Origin of the sequence: Aquabacterium sp. G14, from assembly GCF_037482285.1 — a bacterium.
Lineage (GTDB): Bacteria > Pseudomonadota > Gammaproteobacteria > Burkholderiales > Burkholderiaceae_C > Aquabacterium.
In genome coordinates this window covers 111,651-132,887 of the sequence record NZ_JBBEYB010000003.1, presented here as the reverse complement: position 1 = coordinate 132,887, position 21,237 = coordinate 111,651, and the positions used below count along the sequence as shown (strand labels likewise).

18 protein-coding genes are annotated in these 21,237 nt (G+C 64.2%); 7 read left to right on the top strand and 11 right to left on the bottom strand.

Features of this window, described 5'->3' with window-relative positions; genetic code table 11:
* The first annotated feature begins 97 nt into the window (after positions 1-97).
* From WIT60_RS05040 to WIT60_RS05030, 3 genes are all read left to right on the top strand, one after another.
* Positions 98-1,663, top strand: a complete 1,566-nt coding sequence (locus WIT60_RS05040; RefSeq protein ID WP_339582854.1) for a methyl-accepting chemotaxis protein — start codon at positions 98-100, stop codon at positions 1,661-1,663.
* A gap of 87 nt (positions 1,664-1,750) precedes the next feature.
* On the top strand, positions 1,751-2,494 hold the full coding sequence (locus tag WIT60_RS05035) for a metallophosphoesterase family protein (RefSeq protein ID WP_339582853.1): 744 nt from the start codon (positions 1,751-1,753) through the stop codon (positions 2,492-2,494).
* Positions 2,484-3,902 (top strand): protein kinase domain-containing protein, encoded by a 1,419-nt coding sequence (locus tag WIT60_RS05030; RefSeq protein WP_339582852.1) that lies wholly within the window; start codon positions 2,484-2,486, stop codon positions 3,900-3,902. The genes WIT60_RS05035 and WIT60_RS05030 overlap by 11 nt, the downstream gene beginning before the upstream one ends.
* A 6-nt stretch (positions 3,903-3,908) precedes the next feature.
* On the opposite strand, the gene parC is transcribed toward WIT60_RS05030, so the two are convergent.
* A complete protein-coding gene (parC, locus tag WIT60_RS05025) occupies positions 3,909-6,236 on the bottom strand; it encodes a DNA topoisomerase IV subunit A (RefSeq protein ID WP_339583005.1) in 2,328 nt (775 codons plus the stop codon).
* A 222-nt stretch (positions 6,237-6,458) separates the two neighbouring features.
* Here parC and WIT60_RS05020 point away from each other — a divergent pair, with 222 nt between their 5' ends.
* Both WIT60_RS05020 and WIT60_RS05015 read left to right on the top strand, forming a co-directional pair.
* The gene (locus WIT60_RS05020) at positions 6,459-8,006 is read left to right on the top strand and encodes an FAD-binding domain-containing protein (RefSeq protein WP_339583004.1); all 1,548 of its coding nucleotides are present in this window, start codon (positions 6,459-6,461) and stop codon (positions 8,004-8,006) included.
* Positions 8,007-8,228 carry a DUF2256 domain-containing protein gene (locus WIT60_RS05015; protein ID WP_339582851.1) on the top strand — a complete coding sequence of 74 codons (222 nt, stop codon included), beginning with the start codon at positions 8,007-8,009 and terminating at the stop codon, positions 8,226-8,228.
* On the opposite strand, the gene WIT60_RS05010 is transcribed toward WIT60_RS05015, so the two are convergent.
* The 3 genes from WIT60_RS05010 to WIT60_RS05000 are packed head-to-tail and all read right to left on the bottom strand — an operon-like array spanning position 8,137 to position 12,129.
* Entirely contained in the window at positions 8,137-9,519 is a 1,383-nt protein-coding gene (locus tag WIT60_RS05010) for an ATP-binding protein (protein ID WP_339582850.1), read from the bottom strand. The two genes, WIT60_RS05015 and WIT60_RS05010, sit on opposite strands and share 92 nt — an antisense overlap.
* Positions 9,519-10,187, bottom strand: coding sequence for a response regulator (locus tag WIT60_RS05005; protein ID WP_300155066.1), 669 nt, complete (start codon positions 10,185-10,187; stop codon positions 9,519-9,521). Before WIT60_RS05005 ends, WIT60_RS05010 begins: the two co-directional genes overlap by 1 nt.
* Positions 10,162-12,129, bottom strand: a complete 1,968-nt coding sequence (locus WIT60_RS05000) for an LTA synthase family protein (RefSeq protein ID WP_339583003.1) — start codon at positions 12,127-12,129, stop codon at positions 10,162-10,164. Before WIT60_RS05000 ends, WIT60_RS05005 begins: the two co-directional genes overlap by 26 nt.
* A gap of 95 nt (positions 12,130-12,224) precedes the next feature.
* On the opposite strand from WIT60_RS05000, the gene WIT60_RS04995 reads away from it, so the two are divergent.
* Together WIT60_RS04995 and WIT60_RS04990 are read left to right on the top strand one after the other, a co-directional pair.
* Complete coding sequence (locus tag WIT60_RS04995; protein WP_339582849.1) at positions 12,225-13,772, top strand: cryptochrome/photolyase family protein; 1,548 nt, start codon at positions 12,225-12,227, stop codon at positions 13,770-13,772.
* Complete coding sequence (locus WIT60_RS04990; RefSeq protein ID WP_339582848.1) at positions 13,769-15,331, top strand: bifunctional aminoglycoside phosphotransferase/ATP-binding protein; 1,563 nt, start codon at positions 13,769-13,771, stop codon at positions 15,329-15,331. The genes WIT60_RS04995 and WIT60_RS04990 overlap by 4 nt, the downstream gene beginning before the upstream one ends.
* 95 nt (positions 15,332-15,426) lie before the next feature.
* Here the strand turns inward: WIT60_RS04990 and WIT60_RS04985 are convergent, their stop codons facing one another.
* The 7 genes from WIT60_RS04985 to fliM form a co-directional block, all read right to left on the bottom strand.
* Positions 15,427-17,424 carry a DNA topoisomerase IV subunit B gene (locus tag WIT60_RS04985; RefSeq protein WP_339582847.1) on the bottom strand — a complete coding sequence of 666 codons (1,998 nt, stop codon included), beginning with the start codon at positions 17,422-17,424 and terminating at the stop codon, positions 15,427-15,429.
* Between the two features lie 73 nt (positions 17,425-17,497).
* Positions 17,498-18,259 (bottom strand): flagellar biosynthetic protein FliR, encoded by a 762-nt coding sequence (gene fliR / locus WIT60_RS04980; protein WP_339582846.1) that lies wholly within the window; start codon positions 18,257-18,259, stop codon positions 17,498-17,500.
* Positions 18,260-18,529 carry a flagellar biosynthesis protein FliQ gene (fliQ, locus tag WIT60_RS04975; protein WP_339582845.1) on the bottom strand — a complete coding sequence of 90 codons (270 nt, stop codon included), beginning with the start codon at positions 18,527-18,529 and terminating at the stop codon, positions 18,260-18,262.
* An 18-nt stretch (positions 18,530-18,547) separates the two neighbouring features.
* Positions 18,548-19,345, bottom strand: a complete 798-nt coding sequence (gene fliP / locus WIT60_RS04970; protein ID WP_339583002.1) for a flagellar type III secretion system pore protein FliP — start codon at positions 19,343-19,345, stop codon at positions 18,548-18,550.
* Complete coding sequence (locus tag WIT60_RS04965) at positions 19,345-19,704, bottom strand: FliO/MopB family protein (protein WP_339582844.1); 360 nt, start codon at positions 19,702-19,704, stop codon at positions 19,345-19,347. Before WIT60_RS04965 ends, fliP begins: the two co-directional genes overlap by 1 nt.
* A 45-nt stretch (positions 19,705-19,749) precedes the next feature.
* Positions 19,750-20,187, bottom strand: coding sequence for a flagellar motor switch protein FliN (gene fliN, locus WIT60_RS04960; protein WP_339583001.1), 438 nt, complete (start codon positions 20,185-20,187; stop codon positions 19,750-19,752).
* A gap of 46 nt (positions 20,188-20,233) precedes the next feature.
* Positions 20,234-21,235, bottom strand: coding sequence for a flagellar motor switch protein FliM (fliM, locus tag WIT60_RS04955; protein ID WP_339582843.1), 1,002 nt, complete (start codon positions 21,233-21,235; stop codon positions 20,234-20,236).
* Between the last annotated feature and the right edge of the window lie 2 nt (positions 21,236-21,237).

The window sequence follows — 21,237 nt, the reverse complement described above, 5'->3', positions numbered from 1 at the left end:
GATGGACACACCTTGCGAAGATGCGGGTAAACGAGACAATGTCAGAAATTTAACATTCCCCGATGATGGGGCTTGAAGCCGCGTATCGGAGCCTGACATGCGCTTGAACCTGCCCGTCCTGGACGAAGAGTATCCATTCCCCGATGGCGAATCGCTGGTGTCCACCACCGATCTCAAAGGGCACATTGTTTATTGCAACCCTGCCTTCATCCCGGTCAGTGGCTACTCGCGCGAGCAGTTGCTGGGACAGCCCCACAACATCATCCGTCACCCTGACATGCCAGCGGAAGCCTACCGCGACATGTGGGCCACCATCAAAAGCGGTCAACCCTGGTCAGCGTTGGTCAAGAACCGCCGTGCAGATGGCCGCTACTACTGGGTGCAAGCCAACGTCACGCCACTGCTCGAAAATGGCCAGCCCACGGGCTATATGTCGGTGCGAACCCAGCCCTCCAGAGAGCACGTCGAAGCCGCCACCCGGCTGTACGCGCTGATGCGAGCCGAGGCCAACTCAGGCAGACTGGTCCACACGCTGCACCAAGGATTGGTCGTGAAGAACTCGCTGGGAGGTCGCTTGGCACGGGCCTTCCAGCTGGACATGGCGGACCGCCTCACGCTCGGCGTCATGGTGTTGGTCACCATCGCGCTGGCCGTGGGATCGTCCGCTGGCGGCGGCACACTGGGAACGGGCGGCTGGGCCGCCCTGGCCGGCTCATGGCTGATCAGTTTGGTCGCGGCCAAGATCCTGTTCGCCCAAGTCGCCACGCAGCCGCTGCGGGAATTGTTGAGCGCAGCGAACACCCTGGCCGCAGCCGATTTGACGGTGCACATCACCAGCCGACGCGGTGGCGGCATGGGACGCCTCGCGCGCGCACTCAATCAGCTCAAAGTCAACCTGGCGACCACGGTGCAAGACGCACGCACCGAAGTCGAGCAAATGAATGTGGCCGCCCAGGAAATCGCCACGGGCAATCACGACCTGTCCACACGCACGGAGTCCCAGGCAGCCGACCTGCAAGAAACCGCCGCGTCGATGGAGCAGATCACCAGCATGGCGCGTCAAAATGCCGCGACAGCCGAACAAGCCGCCGAACTGGCTCGCCAGACCACACAGATCACGGAGCGCAGCGGCCTCGCGATCGATGATCTGACCCGCACCATGCACCTGATCGAGGATTCGTCCAAGCGCATCCACGACATCATCCAGGTGATCGACTCCATTGCCTTTCAGACCAACATCCTCGCGCTCAACGCAGCGGTAGAGGCCGCACGTGCTGGAGAGCAAGGCCGTGGCTTTGCGGTGGTGGCGTCCGAGGTTCGGGCTCTGGCCCAACGCACGGCCACCGCGGCACGTGAGGTCAAACAGCTGATCACCGACTCCAGCGAGAAGGTCAAGGCAGGCAGCGAGCTCTCTGACTCCGTTCAAGGCACCATGAAGGAGGCGTTGAGCTCGGTATCGGAGGTGGTTCACCTGGTGGACACCATCAGCCAGGGCGTGACCGCGCAGTTGCAGGACATTTCCCAGATCAACAACGCGATCACCAACCTCGACAACATCACGCAGCAAAATGCCGCTGCGGTGGAGCAGATCGCGGCGGCCTCCAGCTCTCTGGCCGACCGGGCCAAGGTCGTTTCCGACTCGGTACAGGTCTTCAAACTCTGAGCCTGAAGCACACGCCCCCGGGCAGATACGGGCAGACGACAAGGCGAGACCTCGCTAGACTGTGGGCGCCTTGTCTGAGAGCTCCCCATGAAAATCGCCCTGCTGTCCGATCTCCACGCCAACCGACAGGCCGTCGAGGCGGTCTGGCAGCACGCGCAAGAGCAAGGTTTTGACCAGTTGGTCATGCTCGGCGATTACGTCGACTACGGCGCCGACCCGGTCTGGGTGGTGGAATTTGCCCAGGCACGCGAAGCCGAGGGCGCGGTCCTCGTGCGCGGTAATCACGACGATGCGCTCAGCGCCGAAACCACCAGCAAGATGTCTTCACACGTGGCGCCATCGCTGGAGTGGACCTTCGCTCAGCTTAGCCAGATGCAGAGGGAGTGGCTCACCGCCCTGCCCCTGACCGCCGAGGTGGGCCCTTGTCTGATGGCCCATGCCAACGCCCACAACCCAGCTCACTGGGAATACCTGCAGGGGCGCTCCGAAGCTTCGCGTAGCCTGATGGCGAGCCAGCAGCCTTTTGTGTTTTGTGGTCATGTCCACCAGCAGTGCCTGTATCACCTGTCCAACCTGGGCAAGTCTGGCGAGTTCATCCCCGTTGATGGGGTGCCGATCAGCCTGTCGCCCGCGCGGCGCTGGCTGGCGATCCCCGGGTCCGTGGGCCAACCCCGTGACGGGAATCCCGCAGCGTGCTACGCCACCTTCGACACCGGCAGCGCCACCCTCACGTTTTTCCGCGTGCCCTACGACCATGACACGGCCGCCCAGCGCATCGTCGATGCCGGGTTGCCCGTCAGCTACGCCCAAAGGTTGATCCATGGTCGATGAAGCCAACGGTGGCGGCCTGGAGCCTGGCGCGCTCGTCGACAACTACCGTCTCAAAGAGCGCCTGCACCAGGGTGGCATGGCCACGCTGTGGGACGTGGAGCGGGTGGACGGCCCCAGTGACCTGCCCTTGATCATGAAGATCCCCCGCATCAAAGGCGGGGAAGATCCGGCCACCATCGTCGGCTTCGAAGTCGAGCAGATGGTGATGCCCATGCTGCAGGGCCCGCATGTGCCGCGCTTTGTGGCCAAGGGTGACTTTACGCGCCGCCCCTACATCGTGATGGAGCACATCCCGGGGCACTCGCTGCGCCCGCGACTGGACGAGGCCCCGCTGCCCATCGACGACGTGGCCGACATCGGCCAGAAGGTGGCTTTGGCCCTGCACGCGTTGCACAAGCAGCATGTGGTGCACCTGGACGTCAAGCCCAGCAACATCCTGTTCCGCCCTTCTGGCGAGGCCGTCTTCGTGGACTTCGGCCTGTCGCGCCACGACCACCTGCCCGACTTGCTGGAAGAAGAGTTCGAGCTGCCCATGGGCACCGGGCCCTACATCTCCCCCGAGCAGGTGCAGTTCGTCCGCAACGACCCCCGCAGCGACCTGTTCGCACTGGGGGTCATGCTCTACCACCTGACCACGGGCGAGCGCCCCTTTGGCCAGCCGACCACCGTGGCGGGCCTGCGCAAGCGCCTGTACACCGACCCGATTCCGCCGCGTGTGCACCGCGCCGATACGCCGCCATGGCTGCAAGAGGTGATCTTGCGCTGCCTGGAGGTGGACCCGAACGAGCGCTACCAAAGCGCGGCGCAGTTGGCACTGGACCTTCAGCATCCCGAGCAGATTGCCCTCACGGCACGTGCCCAGAAAATGGCCACGCAGAGCCGTCTGGACACCTTCAAGCGCTGGTTCAAGGCCGTGGGTGCCGAGCCCAAGCCCGACGCCACCGCGAGTCAGCACGTGGAGCGCTGCCCCATCATCATGGTGGCCATCGGGGTCAAGAACAGCACACCCGAACTTGACAAGAAGCTGCTGGGCACGGTGCGCCGCATCATGCAGACCGAAACCCGCGCCCGTCTGGCCTGCGTCAGCGTGATGAAGACCAATCGCATCGCGATGGACACTCTCACGGATGCCGAGGGCAATAGCCTGCATGTGCAGCAGCTGGTGCACATCAAGCACTGGGCCCGCCCGCTGCAGCAGCAACTGGGGCTGGACGAACAGCGCCTGACCTTCCATGTGCTGGAGGCGCCTGACACGGCAGCCGCCATCGTCGACTTTGCCGCCAAAAACCAGGTCGACCACATCGTGATGGGTGCGCGCGGCAACTCGGCGCTGCGGCGTTACCTGGGCAGCGTGAGCGCGCAGGTGGTGGCCGAGGCCGATTGCTCGGTCACCGTGGTGCGGGTGTGAACGCCGTCAGGCCAGCGCCTGCACCTTGAACACCTTCTGGAAGGCGTCCACGGCCTTGCCCTTGCGGGCACGCTTGCCCACGTGCGCGACATAGGCCGAGTTGCGCACATCCTCTTCCTTGGGTTTGGCCCCACGGGTGGTGCCGATCACGCGCGCGCCGTTGTGGCACGACGCCACTGAAATCAGCGGCGCCTTCTGGGCGTCCACGTCCATCAATGTCAGGCCCCGGCCACCGTTGGACTGCAGCTTCAGTTCGTCCAAGCCGAACACCAGCATGCGGCCATCTTCGCTCAGACACGCCACCTGGGTGTGCGCTGGCTGCACCAGTACCGGCGGCAGCACCTTGTCGCCCTCGTCCAAGGTCTGGAAGCCCTTGCCACCCTTCTGACGCGTCACCAGGTCACCTAGCTTGGCCAGCAAACCAAAACCACCACTGTTGGCCAGCAGCACGGTCTGGTCCACCTGGCCCGCCAGGTAGTGCAGCGGCTGGGTACCGGACTCCAGCTCGATCATGGTCGTAATGGGCTGGCCATCGCCACGCGCACCCGGCAAGGCACTCACCGGCACGCTGTACACGCGCCCGTTGTTGCCGATGACGATGAGCGGGTCCACCGTGCGGCACTCGAAGGTGCCATACAGGCCGTCACCTGCCTTGAAGGCGAAGCCGGCTGGGTCGTGGCCATGGCCCGTGCGCGCACGCACCCAACCCTTTTCACTGATGACCACGGTCACCGGCTCATCGAGCACCTTGACCTCGGCCACGGCGCGCTTCTCGGCCTGGATCAAGGTGCGGCGCTCGTCGCCGTACTGCTTGGCGTCGGCCTCGATCTCCTTGACCACGGTGCGCTTGAGCACGCCGGGATTGTTGAGAATATCCTCCAGCTTGGCCTGCTCGGCCCGCAACTCAGAAAGCTCCTGCTCGATCTTGATGGCTTCCAGCCGCGCCAATTGACGCAGACGGATTTCCAGGATGTCCTCGGCCTGCCGGTCGGAGAGCTTGAAACGCTCGATCAGCGCGGCCTTGGGCTCGTCGCTGTTGCGGATGATGGCGATCACCTCGTCGATGTTCAGCAAGACGAGTTGACGGCCTTCGAGGATGTGGATGCGGTCCATCACCTTGCCCAGGCGGTGCTGGGTGCGACGGGTGACGGTGTCCATGCGGAAGCCGATCCACTCGCTCAGGATCTGACGCAGGCTCTTTTGCGTGGGCTTGCCGTCTGCGCCGATCATGGTCATGTTGATCGGGGCCGAGCTTTCCAGGCTGGTGTGGGCCAGCAAGATGGTGATCAGCTCCTGCTGCGCCACGGTGCGGGTCTTGGGCTCGAACACCAGGCGCACAGGGGCGTCCTTGCTCGATTCGTCGCGCACGGCGTCCAGCACCGACAGCACTGTGGCCTTGAGCAGGTTCTGCTCGGCGGTGAGCGCCTTCTTGCCGGACTTGATCTTGGGGTTGGTCAGCTCTTCAATCTCTTCGAGCACCTTTTGCGAGCTGGTGCCGTGTGGCAGTTCGGTCACCACCAGCTGCCACTGGCCACGCGCCAGGTCTTCGATCTTCCAGCGGGCGCGCACCTTCAGGCTACCCCGGCCACTGCGGTAGGCATCCTGGATGTCTTGCGGACTGGAGATGATCTGGCCACCACCGGGGAAGTCAGGGCCTTGAACGATGTCGAACAGCTCGGAGTCGGGCAGATGCTCGTTCTTGATCAGGGCCACGGCGGCCGAGGCCACCTCGCGCAGGTTGTGGCTGGGGATTTCGGTGGCCAAGCCCACGGCGATGCCGCTGGCACCGTTGAGCAGCACGAAGGGCAGACGTGCGGGCAACTGGCGCGGCTCTTCGGTCGAGCCGTCGTAGTTGGGCACGAAGTCCACCGTGCCCATGTCGATTTCGTCGAGCAGCAGGCGGGAAATCGGCGTGAGACGGGCTTCCGTGTAACGCATCGCGGCGGCGCCGTCGCCATCGCGTGAGCCGAAGTTGCCCTGGCCATCGACCAGCGGGTAGCGCAGCGCAAAGTCTTGCGCCATGCGCACCATGGCGTCGTAGGCGGCCGTGTCACCGTGCGGGTGATAGCGGCCCAGCACATCGCCCACCACCCGGGCGCTCTTGACCGGCTTGGCCCCGTTGGCCCCACTGAAGCCCAGTCCCATGCGCTCCATCGCGTACAGGATGCGACGCTGTACGGGCTTTTGGCCGTCGCACACATCGGGCAAGGCGCGGCCCTTGACCACGCTCAGCGCGTATTCCAGGTAGGCACGCTCGGCGTAATGGGCCAGGGTCAGCGATGGGCTGCCATCGTCGTCACGGGGTGGGTTGAAGTCGATCGTTTGCTGGGACATCGTCGCTTTGGCAGGTTCCACGAGGTGGAACCAAGTGTAGGGGCTGGATGGGCGCACAGTGCCGCCCGGTCAATCCCCCTGATTTTGCCGCATCCCCCCGGCGTCTTCGCCGCAGCTGTTGCGCCGCCCGACGCAGGTGCGCCCCTGCTTGTCACGCCTTTGCATCGATTCAAGCCCGTACCGTGCAACCTGCACCGCGTGGCCTTGCCTATCCTCGGCGCCATGACGTACAGCGTGGTGTGGTTCAAGCGAGACCTCAGGGCGGTGGATCACCGGGCCTTGAGCGAGGCTGCGCAGCGTGGGCCGGTGCTGTGCCTGTATGTGTTCGAACCCAGCCTGTGGGCGCAGCCTGATGCCGCCGCGCAGCACCACGCCTTCATCGAGGAAAGCCTGCGAGACCTGGCGCGTGAGCTGCGCCTGCTGGGTGCACGGCTCAATGTCGTCACCGGTGAAGTCGTGGACGTGCTGGAGCGCCTGCATGCCCTGGCGCCCTTCGCACGGGTTTGTGCCCACGAGGAAACCGGCAACGACCCTAGCTACCAGCGCGACAAGGCCGTGGCACAGTGGTGCCGCGCCCACCACGTGCAGTGGCAGGAGTGGCCCCAGTTTGGCGTGGTCAGGCGCCTGAAGAGCCGCAACACCTGGCAAGGTCATTGGGAAGCCCACATGGCCGCCGGCCTGCTGCCCGCGCCAACCCTGCAGGACATGCCTCTGCCCTGGACCGAGCCAGCGCCACCCACCGCCCAGGCTCTGGGCTTGTCCGATGAGATGCCCCCCCGACGCCAGCCAGGGGGGCGCCATGAGGGGCTGGCCGTGCTGCAAGACTTCCTGACCGACCGCTGTGGGCAGTACCGCGGCGGCATCTCCTCGCCGCTGTCGGCCCCGAGCGCCTGCTCGCGTCTGTCGCCGTACCTGGCCTACGGCTGCCTGAGCATGCGCGAAGTCGTGCAGACCACCCGCCATCAAATCCACACCTTGCCAGACAGCGCCAGCCGCCAGCGGGCCGGACTGCAAGCCTTCGTGAGCCGCCTGTACTGGCATTGCCACTTCGTCCAGAAGCTGGAATCCGAGCCTGAGCTGGAGTGGCGCAATCTGCACCGCGGCTACGACGGCCTGCGCGAGCACGACTGGAACGAGGCGCACTTTCAGGCGCTGGTGCAGGCCCGCACCGGCTGGCCGCTGGTGGACGCCTGCGTGACCATGCTGCGCCACACCGGCTGGCTGAACTTCCGCATGCGGGCCATGCTGGTGTCGGTAGCGGCCTATCCGCTGTGGCTGCACTGGCGCCCGGTGGGCTTGTGGCTGGCGCGCCAGTTTCTGGACTACGAGCCCGGCATCCACTGGAGCCAGATGCAGATGCAATCGGGCACCACGGGCATCAACACCACACGGGTCTACAACCCGATCAAACAGGCCCACGACCACGACCCGCACGGGCACTTTGTGCGGCGCTGGCTGCCTTACATGCGCAAGGTGCCCCAGACCTGGCTGTTCGAACCCTGGCGCATGCCTGCTGACGTGCAGGCGCGTTGCGGGCTGCAGGTGGGCGTGGACATCCCTGTCCCGCTGGTAGACCTGGAGCAGGCCACGCGAACGGCCAAGACACGGCTACACAGCCTGCGCGCAAAGCCGGAGGTGAAAGCGGGCAAGGCCGCCATCGTGGCGCGGCACGGTTCCCGCAAACGCCCCGCAGGGCGCAGCGGCAACCTGGGAGGTGCATCACGCAGCACAGCGCCCGCCGAAACCACTCAACTGACGCTGGAGTTCTGAATGCGCATGCGCAAAAAAGCCGACCTGCCGACCAAGGTGTGTGCCTGCTGCCAGCGGCCCTTCGCTTGGCGCAAGAAATGGGCGCAGGTGTGGGACTGCTCAGACCGCTGTCGCCACAGCCGTACGCCGCTCACTTCGGCAGGGTCAGCGTCACCGTCAGGCCCTGAGCCGACGCAAAGCGCAAGGTTCCCCCATGCAACTCGGCCACGCGCGATGCGATAGACAGGCCCAAGCCTGAGCCCGAACGGGTGTGATCGCCCCGGGCAAATCGCCGCCCCAATTGCGGCAGCATCTCGTCCGGCACGCCAGGGCCCGTGTCCTGGACGACCACGCAGACCTCGTTGGCCGTCTCGCTGACCGTGACGCGAACCTGCCCGCCAGGGGGCGTGAACTTCAGTGCGTTGCCCAGCACGTTGCGCACGGCCAGACTCAGCCATTGCGGTTGAGCGCCCACCCGGCAAGGCTGCTCTGGCGCATCCAGCGACAAGGCCACATTGGCCTTGACGGACATCAGAGCCAGATCGGCCATTTCCTGACGGACCAACTCCGCCACATCCAGCTCACGCTGCCAGCCCGGCCAGGCCGCACGTGTCGCGCGGTCCAGTCGGCCATCCAGGTGGTGATCCAGCCGCGCCAGCGCAAGCAACTGCTCGGTCAGCGTGTTGGCGCGCGTCAGTCCCGCACGGGCCTGCTTCAGCGCGGTGTCTCGCTGGGTGTCGTCCACAGCACCCTGGGCCACCTCGATTTGCGCCATCGCCGCCGCCAGCGGCGTGCGCAGCTCGTGCGAGGCATCGGCCGTGAACTGTCGCTCCAGGGACAAGGCCCGGTCCAGACGGGCCAGCAAGGCATTGATTTCATTGAGCAGCGGGGTCACCTCGCGGGGCACCTCGCCGGTCTCGATGGGGGACAGGTCCTGGTCCTGGCGCTGCGAGACCTGCCGCCCCACCTCCTTCAAGGGCCTCAAGCCACGGCGTACCGCCCAACTCACCACCAACACCAGCGCCAGCGCCGTCACCAGAGACGGCAAGATCAAGCCCAGTGCCATGCCGCGGGCCAGCTCGTCGCGCTCGGTCATGGCACGCAGCACCGCCGTCCACTCGCCATGAACATGATCGTGGTGCCACAGCACCCGCCAGGTGGTGTCTTGCAATTGAACGGGGCGCAGGCTGTCCACCTCGCCCTCGTCTTCGTCGTCGTGACTCGGGCGGGAGGCAAACGACAAGGCCGGCGCCATCGGACTGCGATACAACAGGTCCCCCTGACTGCCCCAGCGCAGTACCGACAAAGGAGGTTCGTCATCGTCCTGGTCGCGGCTGACCGCCAATTCCAGCGCCTTCTGCAAGCCGGGCACCGACATGCGCAAGTAGGGTTGAGCCACCTCATCGAGCTGCCGGGCGTCGATCTCGTCGACTTCGTGCAACACCGACACATAGGAGGTGAAGGCCATGACCAGCCAGATTGGGATCAAGACAGCGAGCAACAGTCGCGTGAGCCGATCACGCAAGGAACGCATCAGGCTTCTCCCACCGGGTTGAGCATGTAGCCCACGCCACGCATGGTCTTGATCCAGTCTGAGCCGAGCTTGCGTCGCAGTTGGTAGATGTAGACCTCGATCGCATTGCTGGAGACGTCATCGTCCCAGGCATACAAGGACTCGATCAGCTGTGCCTGAGAGTAGGGTCGCCCGGGCTGGCTGATCAGTTTGGCCAGCACGTTGAACTCCCGGGACGACAGGTCCACCGGCTCACCGCGCAAGGTCACCACCCGTCGGGCCGGGTCCAGCACCAACGCGCCACAGGTGAACACGGGGCTGGCTTGCCCCAGGGCCCGCCGTACACGCGCCCGAATGCGGGCCCCCAGCTCGTCCAGAGCCACGGGCTTGACCAGGTAATCATCGGCACCGACATCGAGGCCGGCAATCCGATCGGTCAGGGCATCACGGGCGGTCAGCAAGAGCACCGGAGTCGTATCCCGCCGTGCGCGCAGCCGTTGCAGCAGCTCGACACCCGTCAAACCAGGCAGTTGCCAGTCCAGCACCGCACAGTCATAGCGGTGGGCGAGCAAAGCCGCCTCGGCTTCGTCCCCCCGCTGCAGCCAGTCCACAGCATAGCCCTGCTGGATCAAGCCTTGCTGCAGGCCATCGCCCAACAACACATCATCTTCGACCAGCAAGACCCGCATAGCTTGGAGAGCGCAAACCCTTCAGTGACAGACCTTCGTGATGGTAAGCCCAGGCGGCGCCCTGGTACCAACTGATGGCATCTGCCACCTGCGACGAGGTCATCGGTGCAGCACGGCCTCGGTCCTCGCCATCGGCAACCTGGGTGGTTTGCACACCGCCCCGCGAATCCAGTCGCACCAGCGCATGGTCGGTCAGGTAGCCCAGGTCCTGATAGGTGCTGATGAAGGCACGCTCACGGCCCGGCTCCAGGTCAAACAGGTCATAGCCCAGGAAGCGGCTCTCGTACTTGAAGTGCAGCAGGCCCAGCAGGGTCGGCGCGATGTCGATCTGGCTGGCCAGGCGGTCCACTTTGGCCGGCGCGATGTGCCCGGGTGCATAGATGAGGGCCGGGATGTGATAACGCTCGACCGGCAGGTCGGTCTTGCCTGCACTGGATGCGCAGTGGTCGGCGACGATGACAAACACCGTGTCCTTGAACCAGGGCTTTTGAGCGGCACGGTCCAGGAAATTGCCGATGGCCCAGTCCGTGTACTTCACCCCGCCTTCGCGGCTCTGATGCGACGGGATGTCGATGCGCCCCTCCGGATAGGTGTAAGGCCGGTGGTTGGACGTGGTCATCACATGCATGAACGAGGGCTTGCCCCGTGCATGAGAGGCATCGGCCTCCTGCAGCGCCTGGGTGAACAGGTCCTCATCGGCCACGCCCCAGATGTTTTCATGGTGAATGCGCTCAGCCGGGATCGCCATGCGGTCCACCACCTGGTAGTGGTTGGCACTGAAAAACGCATTCATGTTGTCAAAGTAACCATAGCCGCCGTACACATAGCGGGTGTCATAGCCCTTGGACGCGAACACGCTGCCCAGCGAGAACAGGTCCGCATTGCCTGGCCGCTTCACGATCGACTGGCCCGGTGTGGGCGGCAGAGACAGAGACAAAGCCTCCAACCCTCGCACCGTGCGCGTGCCTGTGGCGTACAGGCGGGTGAACAGGAGGCCCTGTTCGGCCAAGGCGTCCAGACGAGGCGTCAACCCACGTTGATTGCCGAAATGCGCCAGATAGTCCGCCGACAGGCTCTCCACCGAGATCAGCACCACGTTCAGGTGCTTTTCAGGCTGCCCGTCGTCCACGATGCGGGTCAGGTCCATCGGGTCGTTGGACGCCAGGCGCGCGTGGGGCGTGGGCAGCTGCTTGCGCAGACGGGCCATGGCCTCCGGCGGGGGCAGACTTTGGTAGAAATGCTCGTAGTCCAACTCGTTGTGACGCAGGGCGGAGAAGAACTCATAGACGCCATCGCCGCTCAAGGCATTCACATAACGGTTGCTCGACTGTTCCTTCCAGTGGCCATCAACCACCGCATGGGCCATGCTCACAGCCCCCACCACCGCCACCGGCAGCCCCCAGCGGGCCCAGCGCGACACGTCATGATCCGGCCGTGGCACCAGCGCCCGGCGCCCCTGCCAAACCAGGGCCGTGGCCACCAAGGCCAGCGCCGACAGGATCACCCCCACAGGGTAGGACTCGCGGATGTTGCCAATCACCTCATGGGTGTAAAGCAGATAGTCCACTGCGATGAAGTTGAAGCGAGAGCCGAACTCATCCCAGAAGATCCACTCCGAGATGCCGATGAACAGCATGAGCGCCACCCAGACGACCATGCCCAGCGCCAGCCAGATGCGGAAACCACGTCGTGCCAGCCACTTTGACGGCACCACCGCCAGAAACAGCATCAAAGGCATCAGCAAGCTGGCCCCGGCCACCAGGTCATAGACCAGGCCCACGCCAAACACTCGCGCCGCCAGCGCGGGTGTCCAGGGTGCCTGCCCCCCTGTTTTGAGCCACAGCAGGGCCCTCAGCACCGCCCCCAGCACCACAAACAACGCCAGCAGAGACACATAGCTGTGCCAGCGGCCCCACTTCGAGGGCGAATACACCTGTTTCATCAGATCCACGCAAAATGACCAAGACTCGGCATTGCATCAATCTCAGCTGAGGCGAATCTGAAGACGGCTTCAAGCCGGCCGATACACTTTTTGGCATGACCACGCTGCGACTGATCCTGGGCGACCAACTCAACCCCTGCCACAGCTGGTTCGCCGAGGTGCGTCCCGACGTGGTCTATGTGCTGATGGAAATCCATCCCGAGATGGCCTACGTCCTGCACCATGCCCAGAAGATCCTCGCCATCGTCGCAGGCATGCGCGACTTCGCCCGGCAGCTCAAGACCGATGGCCATCGGGTGCGCTACATCGCCCTGGACGATCCATCGAACCGTCAGTCCCTCACCGGCAACCTGGACGCGCTGGTGGCACATTACGGCGCCACCGGGGTCGAATATCAGGAACCAGACGAATGGCGACTGGACGAGCAACTGCAAACGTGGTCCCAGGAGGCACCCCAGCGGCTGGGCATCCCCAGCCACAGCATCAGCAGCGAGCACTTCTACACCGAGCGCGGTGAAGCCGCCGCCCTCTTCGCTGGCCGCAAGCAGTGGCTGATGGAGCACTTCTACCGCCAGATGCGCCTCCAGCATCACGTCCTGCTGGACGCGGACAATCCCAAGCGCCCCACTGGCGGCCAGTGGAACTTCGACCCTGACAACCGCAAAGCCTGGAAGGGCGCTCCCTCTTTGCCAGCAGACTGGCGCACCCCACACGACCACCGCGCGCTCTGGCAAAGCTTTTGCGACGCGGGCGTGCGTTCCTTTGGCGACCCTCAGGCGGATCAGCTCGCCTGGCCCCTGAACCGCCAGGAAGCCCTGCAACACCTCGACGCCTTCATCGCCCACGCCCTGCCCCACTTTGGCGACTACCAGGATGCGCTCACCCAGCACGGCTGGCGCGTCTTCCACTCGCTGCTGTCCTTCGCGCTGAACACCAAGATGCTGAACCCGCGGGAGGTGGTCGGGCGCGCCGAGCAAGCCTGGGCCGATGGGTATGCCCCCCTGGCCGCCGTCGAAGGCTTCATCCGCCAGATTCTGGGCTGGCGCGAGTACGTGCGCGGCGTCTACTGGGCCCACATGCCAGGCTACGTTGACCACAACGCCCTGGGTCACACCCTGCCGCTACCGGTATGGTTCTGGACGGGCGACACCCGCATGGCCTGCGTGGCGCACGCCATCGGTCAGTCCCTGACGCACGCCTACGCACACCACATCCAGCGCCTCATGGTCATCGGCAACTTCGCCCTGCTCGCCGGCTTGTCCCCCCAGGCGGTGCACCAGTGGTACCTGGGCGTCTACATCGACGCTTTCGAGTGGGTGGAGCTGCCCAACACCCTGGGCATGAGCCAGTTTGCCGACGGCGGGCTGCTGGCGACCAAACCCTATGTGTCCAGCGCCAGCTACATTCAGCGCATGGGTGACCACTGCAAAGGGTGCCACTACCAGCACAAGGAGCGGCTGGGGCCTCAGGCCTGCCCGTTCAACGCCCTGTACTGGGACTTTCACCTGCGCCACGCCGACCGGCTGCAAGGCAACCCACGTCTGGCCATGGTGTACAAGAATCTGAACAAGATGGACACCGAGACGGTCCACGCCATTCAGGCGCAAGCCCACAGCATCAGAGAGCGACGAGACACGTTATGACCACCTCCCCCACCTGCCTCGCGTCAGCCACCACCCTGGTGGCGCACTTGCGTCGGCAACGCGGGGCCCGCCTCATCGAAACCCACATCTCCTGGGTGCTGCTCGACGGTCAGGACGCCTGGAAACTCAAAAAGCCCCTGCGCCTGCCGTTTCTGGACGCCAGCACCCTGGCACGCCGCCACCAGTTGTGCGAAGAGGAGCTGCGCCTCAACCGCCGCATGGCCCCATCGCTCTACCTGGACGTCACCCCCATCACCGGGACGCCTGACTCGCCTGTGCTGGGGGGCACCGGACCGGCCATCGAGTACGCCGTGCACATGCGCCAGTTCCCCAAAGGCGCGCTGCTCGGGGAATTGCTGGCTTCAGGACAGGTTCAGCCCACACAGCTCGACGACTTCGCCCGGCATCTGGCTGGATTTCACCGCAGCGCCGAGGTCGCGCCAACGTCCAGCCCCTACGGCAGCCCGCAGTTGGTCGAACAAACCACCCGCGACGTGCTGCGCAACCTGGCCGACATCGGTGGTGAGGCCCTCAGCGCCCCCTTCGCGGCTTGGTTCGACACCCAAGCCCCCCTGCTGCGCCCACTGTGGGCCCAGCGCCAAGCACAGGGCCGCATCGTCGAAGGCCATGGCGACCTGCACCTCGCCAACGTCGTTCTCTTGGATGGCACCCTCACCGGCTTTGACTGCATCGAGTTCGACCCCGGCCTGCGCTGGAGCGACCCACTCAGCGACGTCGCCTTCCTGGTCATGGACCTGATGGCGTACCAACGCACCGACCTCGCCTTCCGCTTCCTCAATGCCTATCTGGACGCGAGCGGTGACCATGCTGGCCTTCCCGTGCTGCGCCATTACCTCGTCTACCGGGCCTTGGTGCGCGCCCTCGTCGCCCGCATCAAGGCGGGCAAGGGACAGGTTCCGGCCGGCCCGGACTATCTGGCGCTGGCTCACCGCCTCATCGCCCCGACGGCGCCACGCCTGCTCATCACCCACGGCGTCTCGGGCTCGGGCAAGACCTTTGTGTCGCAAGGCCTGCTGGAACAGGCTGGCGCCATCCGTGTGCGCTCGGACATCGAGCGAAAGCGGTTGTTTGGTGCCGCACAGCCGGCAGCCCAGCCTGCTGGTGCCACCCCCTCAGGCTCGGGCGACCTTGACGCCAACCCGCTCTACAACCGCGATCGCACCCAGGCCACCTACGCACACCTGCTCTTCTTGGCGGAGTTATGCCTGAAAGCCGGCTGGCCCATCATCGTTGATGCGACCTTTCTGGATTCGAGCGAGCGCGAGCGCTTCCTACGTGTGGCGATCAAGCAGTCCGTCCCCTTCGCCATCCTGCACTGCGAAGCACCCCGCACCACACTGGAGAACCGCCTCCAAGCCCGGCAACAGGCCGCCCAAGACGCGTCGGATGCCGACGCGGGCGTGCTGGCGAAACAGCTGCAACGCGACACCGCACTGCGCCCCGAAGAAGCCGGCTACACATTGCAGACCGACGCGACACAACCGGACTGGGCTCAGCGTCTCGCCCGAGCCTGGTTGACGGATCAGCCCCCCACGTGACACGGCTTGACACCCGCACGAACCACCTGGCGCAGGCGGTCGCAGTCAACTTGGGCGCGTCGCACCAGCTTGGCTGCGATACCCCAAAGGCGACGTCACACGTCGATTTCCACCTCGTTGCCGTGCAACTCCATCAACTCACGGCGTGAGGCGGCTTCGCCCTTGCCCATCAGCTTGGTGAACGAGCCCTCCGTGGCTTCAAAGCCCGGCTCGCCATAGGCCACCGGCAGCAAGCGGCGGGTTTCCGGGTTCAGCGTGGTGTCCCACAGCTGCTCGGCGTTCATCTCACCCAGACCCTTGAAGCGGCTGATGGTCCAGCTGCCCTCGCGGCAACCTTCCTTGCGCAGCTTGTCCAATATGGCCGTCAACTCACCCTCATCCAGCGCATACAGCTTGGCCGCGGGCTTCTTGCCCCGCGCCGGCGCATCCACCCGATACAAGGGCGGGCGGGCAATGTAAATGTGTCCCGTTTCGATCAACTTCGGGAAGTGGCGGAAGAACAGCGTCAGCAACAGCACCTGGATGTGCGAGCCGTCCACGTCCGCATCTGACAGGATGCAGACCTTGCCGTAGCGCAACCCGCTCAGGTCGGGCTCATCGTTCGGCCCGTGCGGATCCACCCCGATCGCCACCGAGATGTCGTGGATTTCGTTGTTCTTGAACAGCAGGTCGCGCTCCACCTCCCAGGCATTGAGCACCTTGCCGCGCAGCGGCAGCACAGCCTGCGTTTCCTTGTCGCGCCCCATCTTGGCACTGCCCCCGGCCGAGTCCCCTTCCACCAGGAAGACCTCGTTGAGGCTGATGTCGCGGCTCTCACAATCGGTCAGCTTGCCCGGCAGCACCGCCACGCCCGAGCCCTTCTTCTTTTCGACCTTTTGGCCCGCACGCTGGCGCGCCTGCGCCTGCTTGATCACCAGTTCAGCCAGTTTCTTGCCGTACTCCACGTGCTGGTTCAGCCACAACTCCAGGCTTGGCTTCACATAGGTGCTCACCAGTCGCAAGGCATCACGGCTGTTCAAACGCTCCTTGGTCTGGCCCTGGAACTGCGGGTCCAACACCTTCGCGCTCAACACAAAGCTGGCGCGCGAAAACACGTCATCGGGCATCAGCTTCACGCCCTTGGGCATCAGCGAATGCATCTCGATGAAGCCCTTGACCGCCTGGAACAGCCCGTCCTTCAACCCGGACTCGTGCGTGCCACCCGCCACCGTCGGGATCAGGTTGACGTAGCTCTCGCGCATCGGCGAGCCTTCTTCGGTGAAGGCCACGCACCAGGCGGCACCTTCGCCCTCTGCAAAGTTCTCCGTCTCACTGCCACTGGCGTACTGCTCGCCCTCGAACAGCGGAATCAAGGGGTCCGTCGACAACGTCTGGGTCAGGTAGTCGCGCAGGCCGCCCTTGTACAGCCAAGTCTGTACCTCGCCCGTCTTCTCGTTCGTCAGGGTGATGGTCACCCCAGGCATCAGCACCGCCTTGCTGCGCAGCATGTGCACCAGCTCACCCTTGGGCAACTCGGCGCTCTCGAAATACTTCGCATCGGGCCAGGCGCGCACGGTCGTGCCGTTCTTGCGGTCGCCCGACGCCGCCGGTCGCACCGTCACCGGCTCGATCACGTCGCCACCACTGAAAGCCAGTGTGGCCACCTGCCTGTCACGGCACACCGTCACCTGCAAGCGGGTGGACAGCGCATTGGTCACGCTCACGCCCACGCCGTGCAAGCCACCCGAGAAGCTGTACGCCCCGCCGGAGCCCTTGTCGAACTTCCCCCCCGCGTGCAGGCGCGTGAACACGATCTCGACCACGCTGACGCCCTCTTCGGGATGCAGGCCAAAGGGAATGCCCCGCCCATCGTCTTCCACGCTGACCGAGCCATCGGTGTGCTGCGTCACGGCAATGCGCTTGCCAAACCCCGCCAGCGCCTCGTCGGCCGCGTTGTCGATCACCTCCTGGATGATGTGCAGGGGGTTGTCGGTCCGGGTGTACATGCCCGGACGCTGTTTGACGGGCTCCAGGCCCTTGAGAACGCGGATGGAGCCCTCGCCGTACTCGGCATTGGGCTGGCTGGAAGATTTGGCGGCAGGCTTCGAAGACATGGCGCAATTCTACGAACGAACCGCACCTGCTTTCGGCAGGACGCTTCCATGCGCCCCACCTTCCCTGCGTCGCTCACATGAAGTAGGCCATCATGCGCTCCAGCGCCATGCTCAACGGAACCTCCATCATCGGCAAGGTCAACCACAAACCTGTGAACCCGACCGACAAGGTCACCGGGAAACCGATCGAAAAGACGTTCATCTGTGGTGCGACCCGGGCAATCAGTCCCAGAACCATGTTGACCAGCAGCAACATCGAGACCACCGGCAACGCCACCCACAGGCCCAGCTTGAAAATCTCTGCGCCCCATACCTGAGGCTTGACCTGCTGAAGGAAAGCCAAAGGCTCAGGCGAGACGGGAAACGCATGAAAGCTCTGCAAAACGGCTCCCGTGAGCAACAGATGCCCGTTCATCACAACGAACAACCACAAAGCCGTGGTGCCGAAAAAGCGGCTCACCCCGTTGACCTGACCGCCCATCATCGGGTCAAAAAAGCTCGCAAAGCTCAAGCCCATCTGCAAACCGATCAGCTCACCGGCAAACTCGATGGCGGCAAACACCACCCGCGCAGCAAACCCCATGGTCAACCCGATCAACACCTGCTGCACGATCACCATCACCGCCTGCGGTGAATTGATCGCAATGTCCGGCATGGGGGGCAAGCTGGGCTGCGCGCAAATCACGATCAAAATGGCCAGGGACAGGCGCACCCGCCGTGGCACCGAGCGCTGCGACAACACGGGCGCCGTCGTGAAAATACCTGCCACCCGGAAAAACGCCCACAACCAGGGCGTGATCCAGGCCAGCACCTGCGCTTCGGTGAAACTGACCACTCAGCCCACCACAGTCGGGATCGATTCCAGCACGCTGCGGATGTAGTCCACCAACGTAGACATCATCCACGGACCGGCCAACCCCAGCGTGGCAAACGCGGCCAACAGCTTGGGCACGAACGACAAGGTCGCTTCATGAATCTGTGTGGCGGCCTGAAAGATCGACACCACCAGGCCCACCGCCAGCACCACCAGAGTGATCGGTCCACACACGATCAAAAGGGTCAGCAAGCCGTCGCGGGCAATCGTCAATACCTGTTGCGATTCCATCGTGAAACTCCGTGACCGCTACTGCACGAAACTCGCCGCCAGAGAGCCCAGCAGCAGATTCCACCCGTCGGCCAGCACGAACAGCATCAGCTTGAACGGCAGGGCCACCATCACCGGCGACAGCATCATCATCCCCAGGCTCATCAGCACACTGGCCACGATCATGTCGATCACCAGGAAGGGAATGAAAATCAGGAAGCCAATCTGGAAAGCAGACTTCAATTCGCTCGTCACAAACGCTGGCACCAGCACACGCAATGGCACCGTCTCGGGCGTGACCTGCCCTTCCAGCTTCGCCAGACGCGTGAACAGGCCCAGATCCGACTGACGGGTCTGCTTGAGCATGAAGGCCCGCATCGGTCCCTGGCCACGCTCCAGCGCCTCGTTGAAGGAGATCTGATTGGCCGCAAAAGGCTCGTATGCCTCCTTGTAGACCTTGTCGAGCGTCGGCCCCATCACGAACATCGTCAAGAACAGGGACAGTCCGATGATGACCTGATTGGGCGGAGATGAGGCCGTGCCCAACGCCTGGCGCATCAGACTCAAGACGATCACGATGCGGGTGAAGCCGGTCATCATCAGCAACAGCGCCGGCAAAAAGCTCAGTGCCGTGAAGAACAGCAGCGTCTGAATCGGCACGGAGTAGCTGTTGCCCCCGCCCTGCCCCACCATCAAAGGCAACCCGGCCCCCGTGGGTGCCGCAGCCGCCTGAGCCCAGGCCGCGGCCCCCGCGCCGGCCAAAATCAGTGCCAGAGCGCCCTTCAGCCAGACCGACCATACCAGGCGCGGCAAACGGTATTGAACATGCACCCGCATCATTGGGGCTCCTGAGGCTTGGCCATCTTGCCGCGCAGGAGTTGCGCAAAAGCTGGCACCGTAGGCTGGCTGGCCCCACCGTCCGCAGGTGGGGCCAACGGGGCCATCGTGTGCAAGGTATGGATCTGCTGAGAGGTCACACCCAGTACCAGCCAGGTACGAGACTCGCCCTCGCCCACCTCCACGGTCACGATGCGCTGCCCCGGCCCCAGGTTCAGGTTCCCCACGGGCTTGACAGGCGCCTGCCCTCCCCCCAGTGCCCCATTGGCCAGGCCCGAGCGCTTCAACAACCACAGGCTCACCGGGATCAAAGCCACGATCACCACAAACCAGACAATCAGCAGCCCTGTTGACGCCATGTTCACGTTCTGTACCCCTGCGGCGCGCGCGCGCTCACCGCGTTCTCAGTTACCACGGCTCAAGCGACGCATGCGCTCGGAAGGCGTCACGATGTCGGTCAGACGGATACCAAACTTGTCGTTCACCACCACCACTTCACCCTGGGCGATCAGAAACCCGTTGACCAACACATCCATGGGCTCACCCGCCAGCGCGTCCAACTCCACCACCGAACCCTGCGCCAGTTGCAGGATGTTCTTGATGGGAATGCGCGTGCGCCCCAACTCCACCGTCAGCTGGACAGGGATGTCGAGGATCATGTTGATGTCGTTGCCCGCCGGCATGGCTGGCGCAGACGATCCGAAGTTCGCGAACGCGGCAGGTGTGGCCTGCTGCACAGGATTGCTCACCTCGCTCGCGGCTTCTGCAAAAGGATCAGAAGCCATCGAACCAGAGGAGGTACTTGCTTGCTGAGCGAGTGCGGCCTCCCATTCGGCCGCCATGGCGTCCTGCTCGGCGTCGGCGCCCGAAGGCGGGAATTCTGCAGGGTCAGACATTGTTGTCTCCAATCCAGCCCGTGTGGCCGGAGGTCAGTAAATTGTTCACACGCAACGCGTACTTGCCGTTCGACGTACCGTAGTAGCTGTCGAACACCGGCACCCCGTCCACCTTGGCCTGGATGACCTTCTCCAAGTCCAGTTCGATGAAATCCCCCGGCTTCAGCGCCAGCAACTGCTCGACGGTGGCCGGTGCATGCCCCAACTCGGCCACCAACTCCACCTCGGCGGACTGGATCTGCTGTGTCAACAACTTCACCCAACGGCGGTCGGGCTCCACCGAATCGCCTTGAATCGACGAGAAAAGGATGTCGCGAATGGGCTCGAAAGTCGCGTACGGAATGCAGAAATGGATGGTGCCCGTTGAATCACCAATTTCCAGCGTGAACGAGCAACACACCACGATCTCACCCGGCGTGGCCACCGTGGCGAACTGAGGTTGCATCTCCGAACGCTGGTAGTCCAACTCGATCGGGTAGATGCCTTGCCACGACTTCTTGTATTCCTCGGTGATCACGTCGACCAGTCGGCGAATGATGCGCTGCTCGGTCGCCGAGAAGTCACGCCCCTCAATGCGGGTGTGGAACTTGCCGGCGCCGCCAAACAAGGCGTCAATCACCGAGAACACCAAGGTGGGCTCGCACACAATCAGGCCAGAGCCCCGCAGGGGACGCACGGCCATGATGTTGAAGTTGGTGGGCACCACGATTTCACGCAAGAAGGCGCTGTACTTCTGCACCTTGATGGCCCCCACCGACACCTCGGGCGACTTGCGGATGAAGTTGAACAAGCCAATGCGAATGTTGCGCGCGAACCGTTCATTGACGATTTCCATCGTGGGCATGCGCCCACGCACGATCCGTTCCTGCTGCGCCAGGTTGTAATCGCGCACGCCCTCGGTGGGCGCCTCTTCCTGCTCCAGCTTCTGGCTTTCGCCTGTGATGCCCTGCAGCAGGGCATCAACTTCGTCTTGAGAGAGGATTTGCTGATTCATGG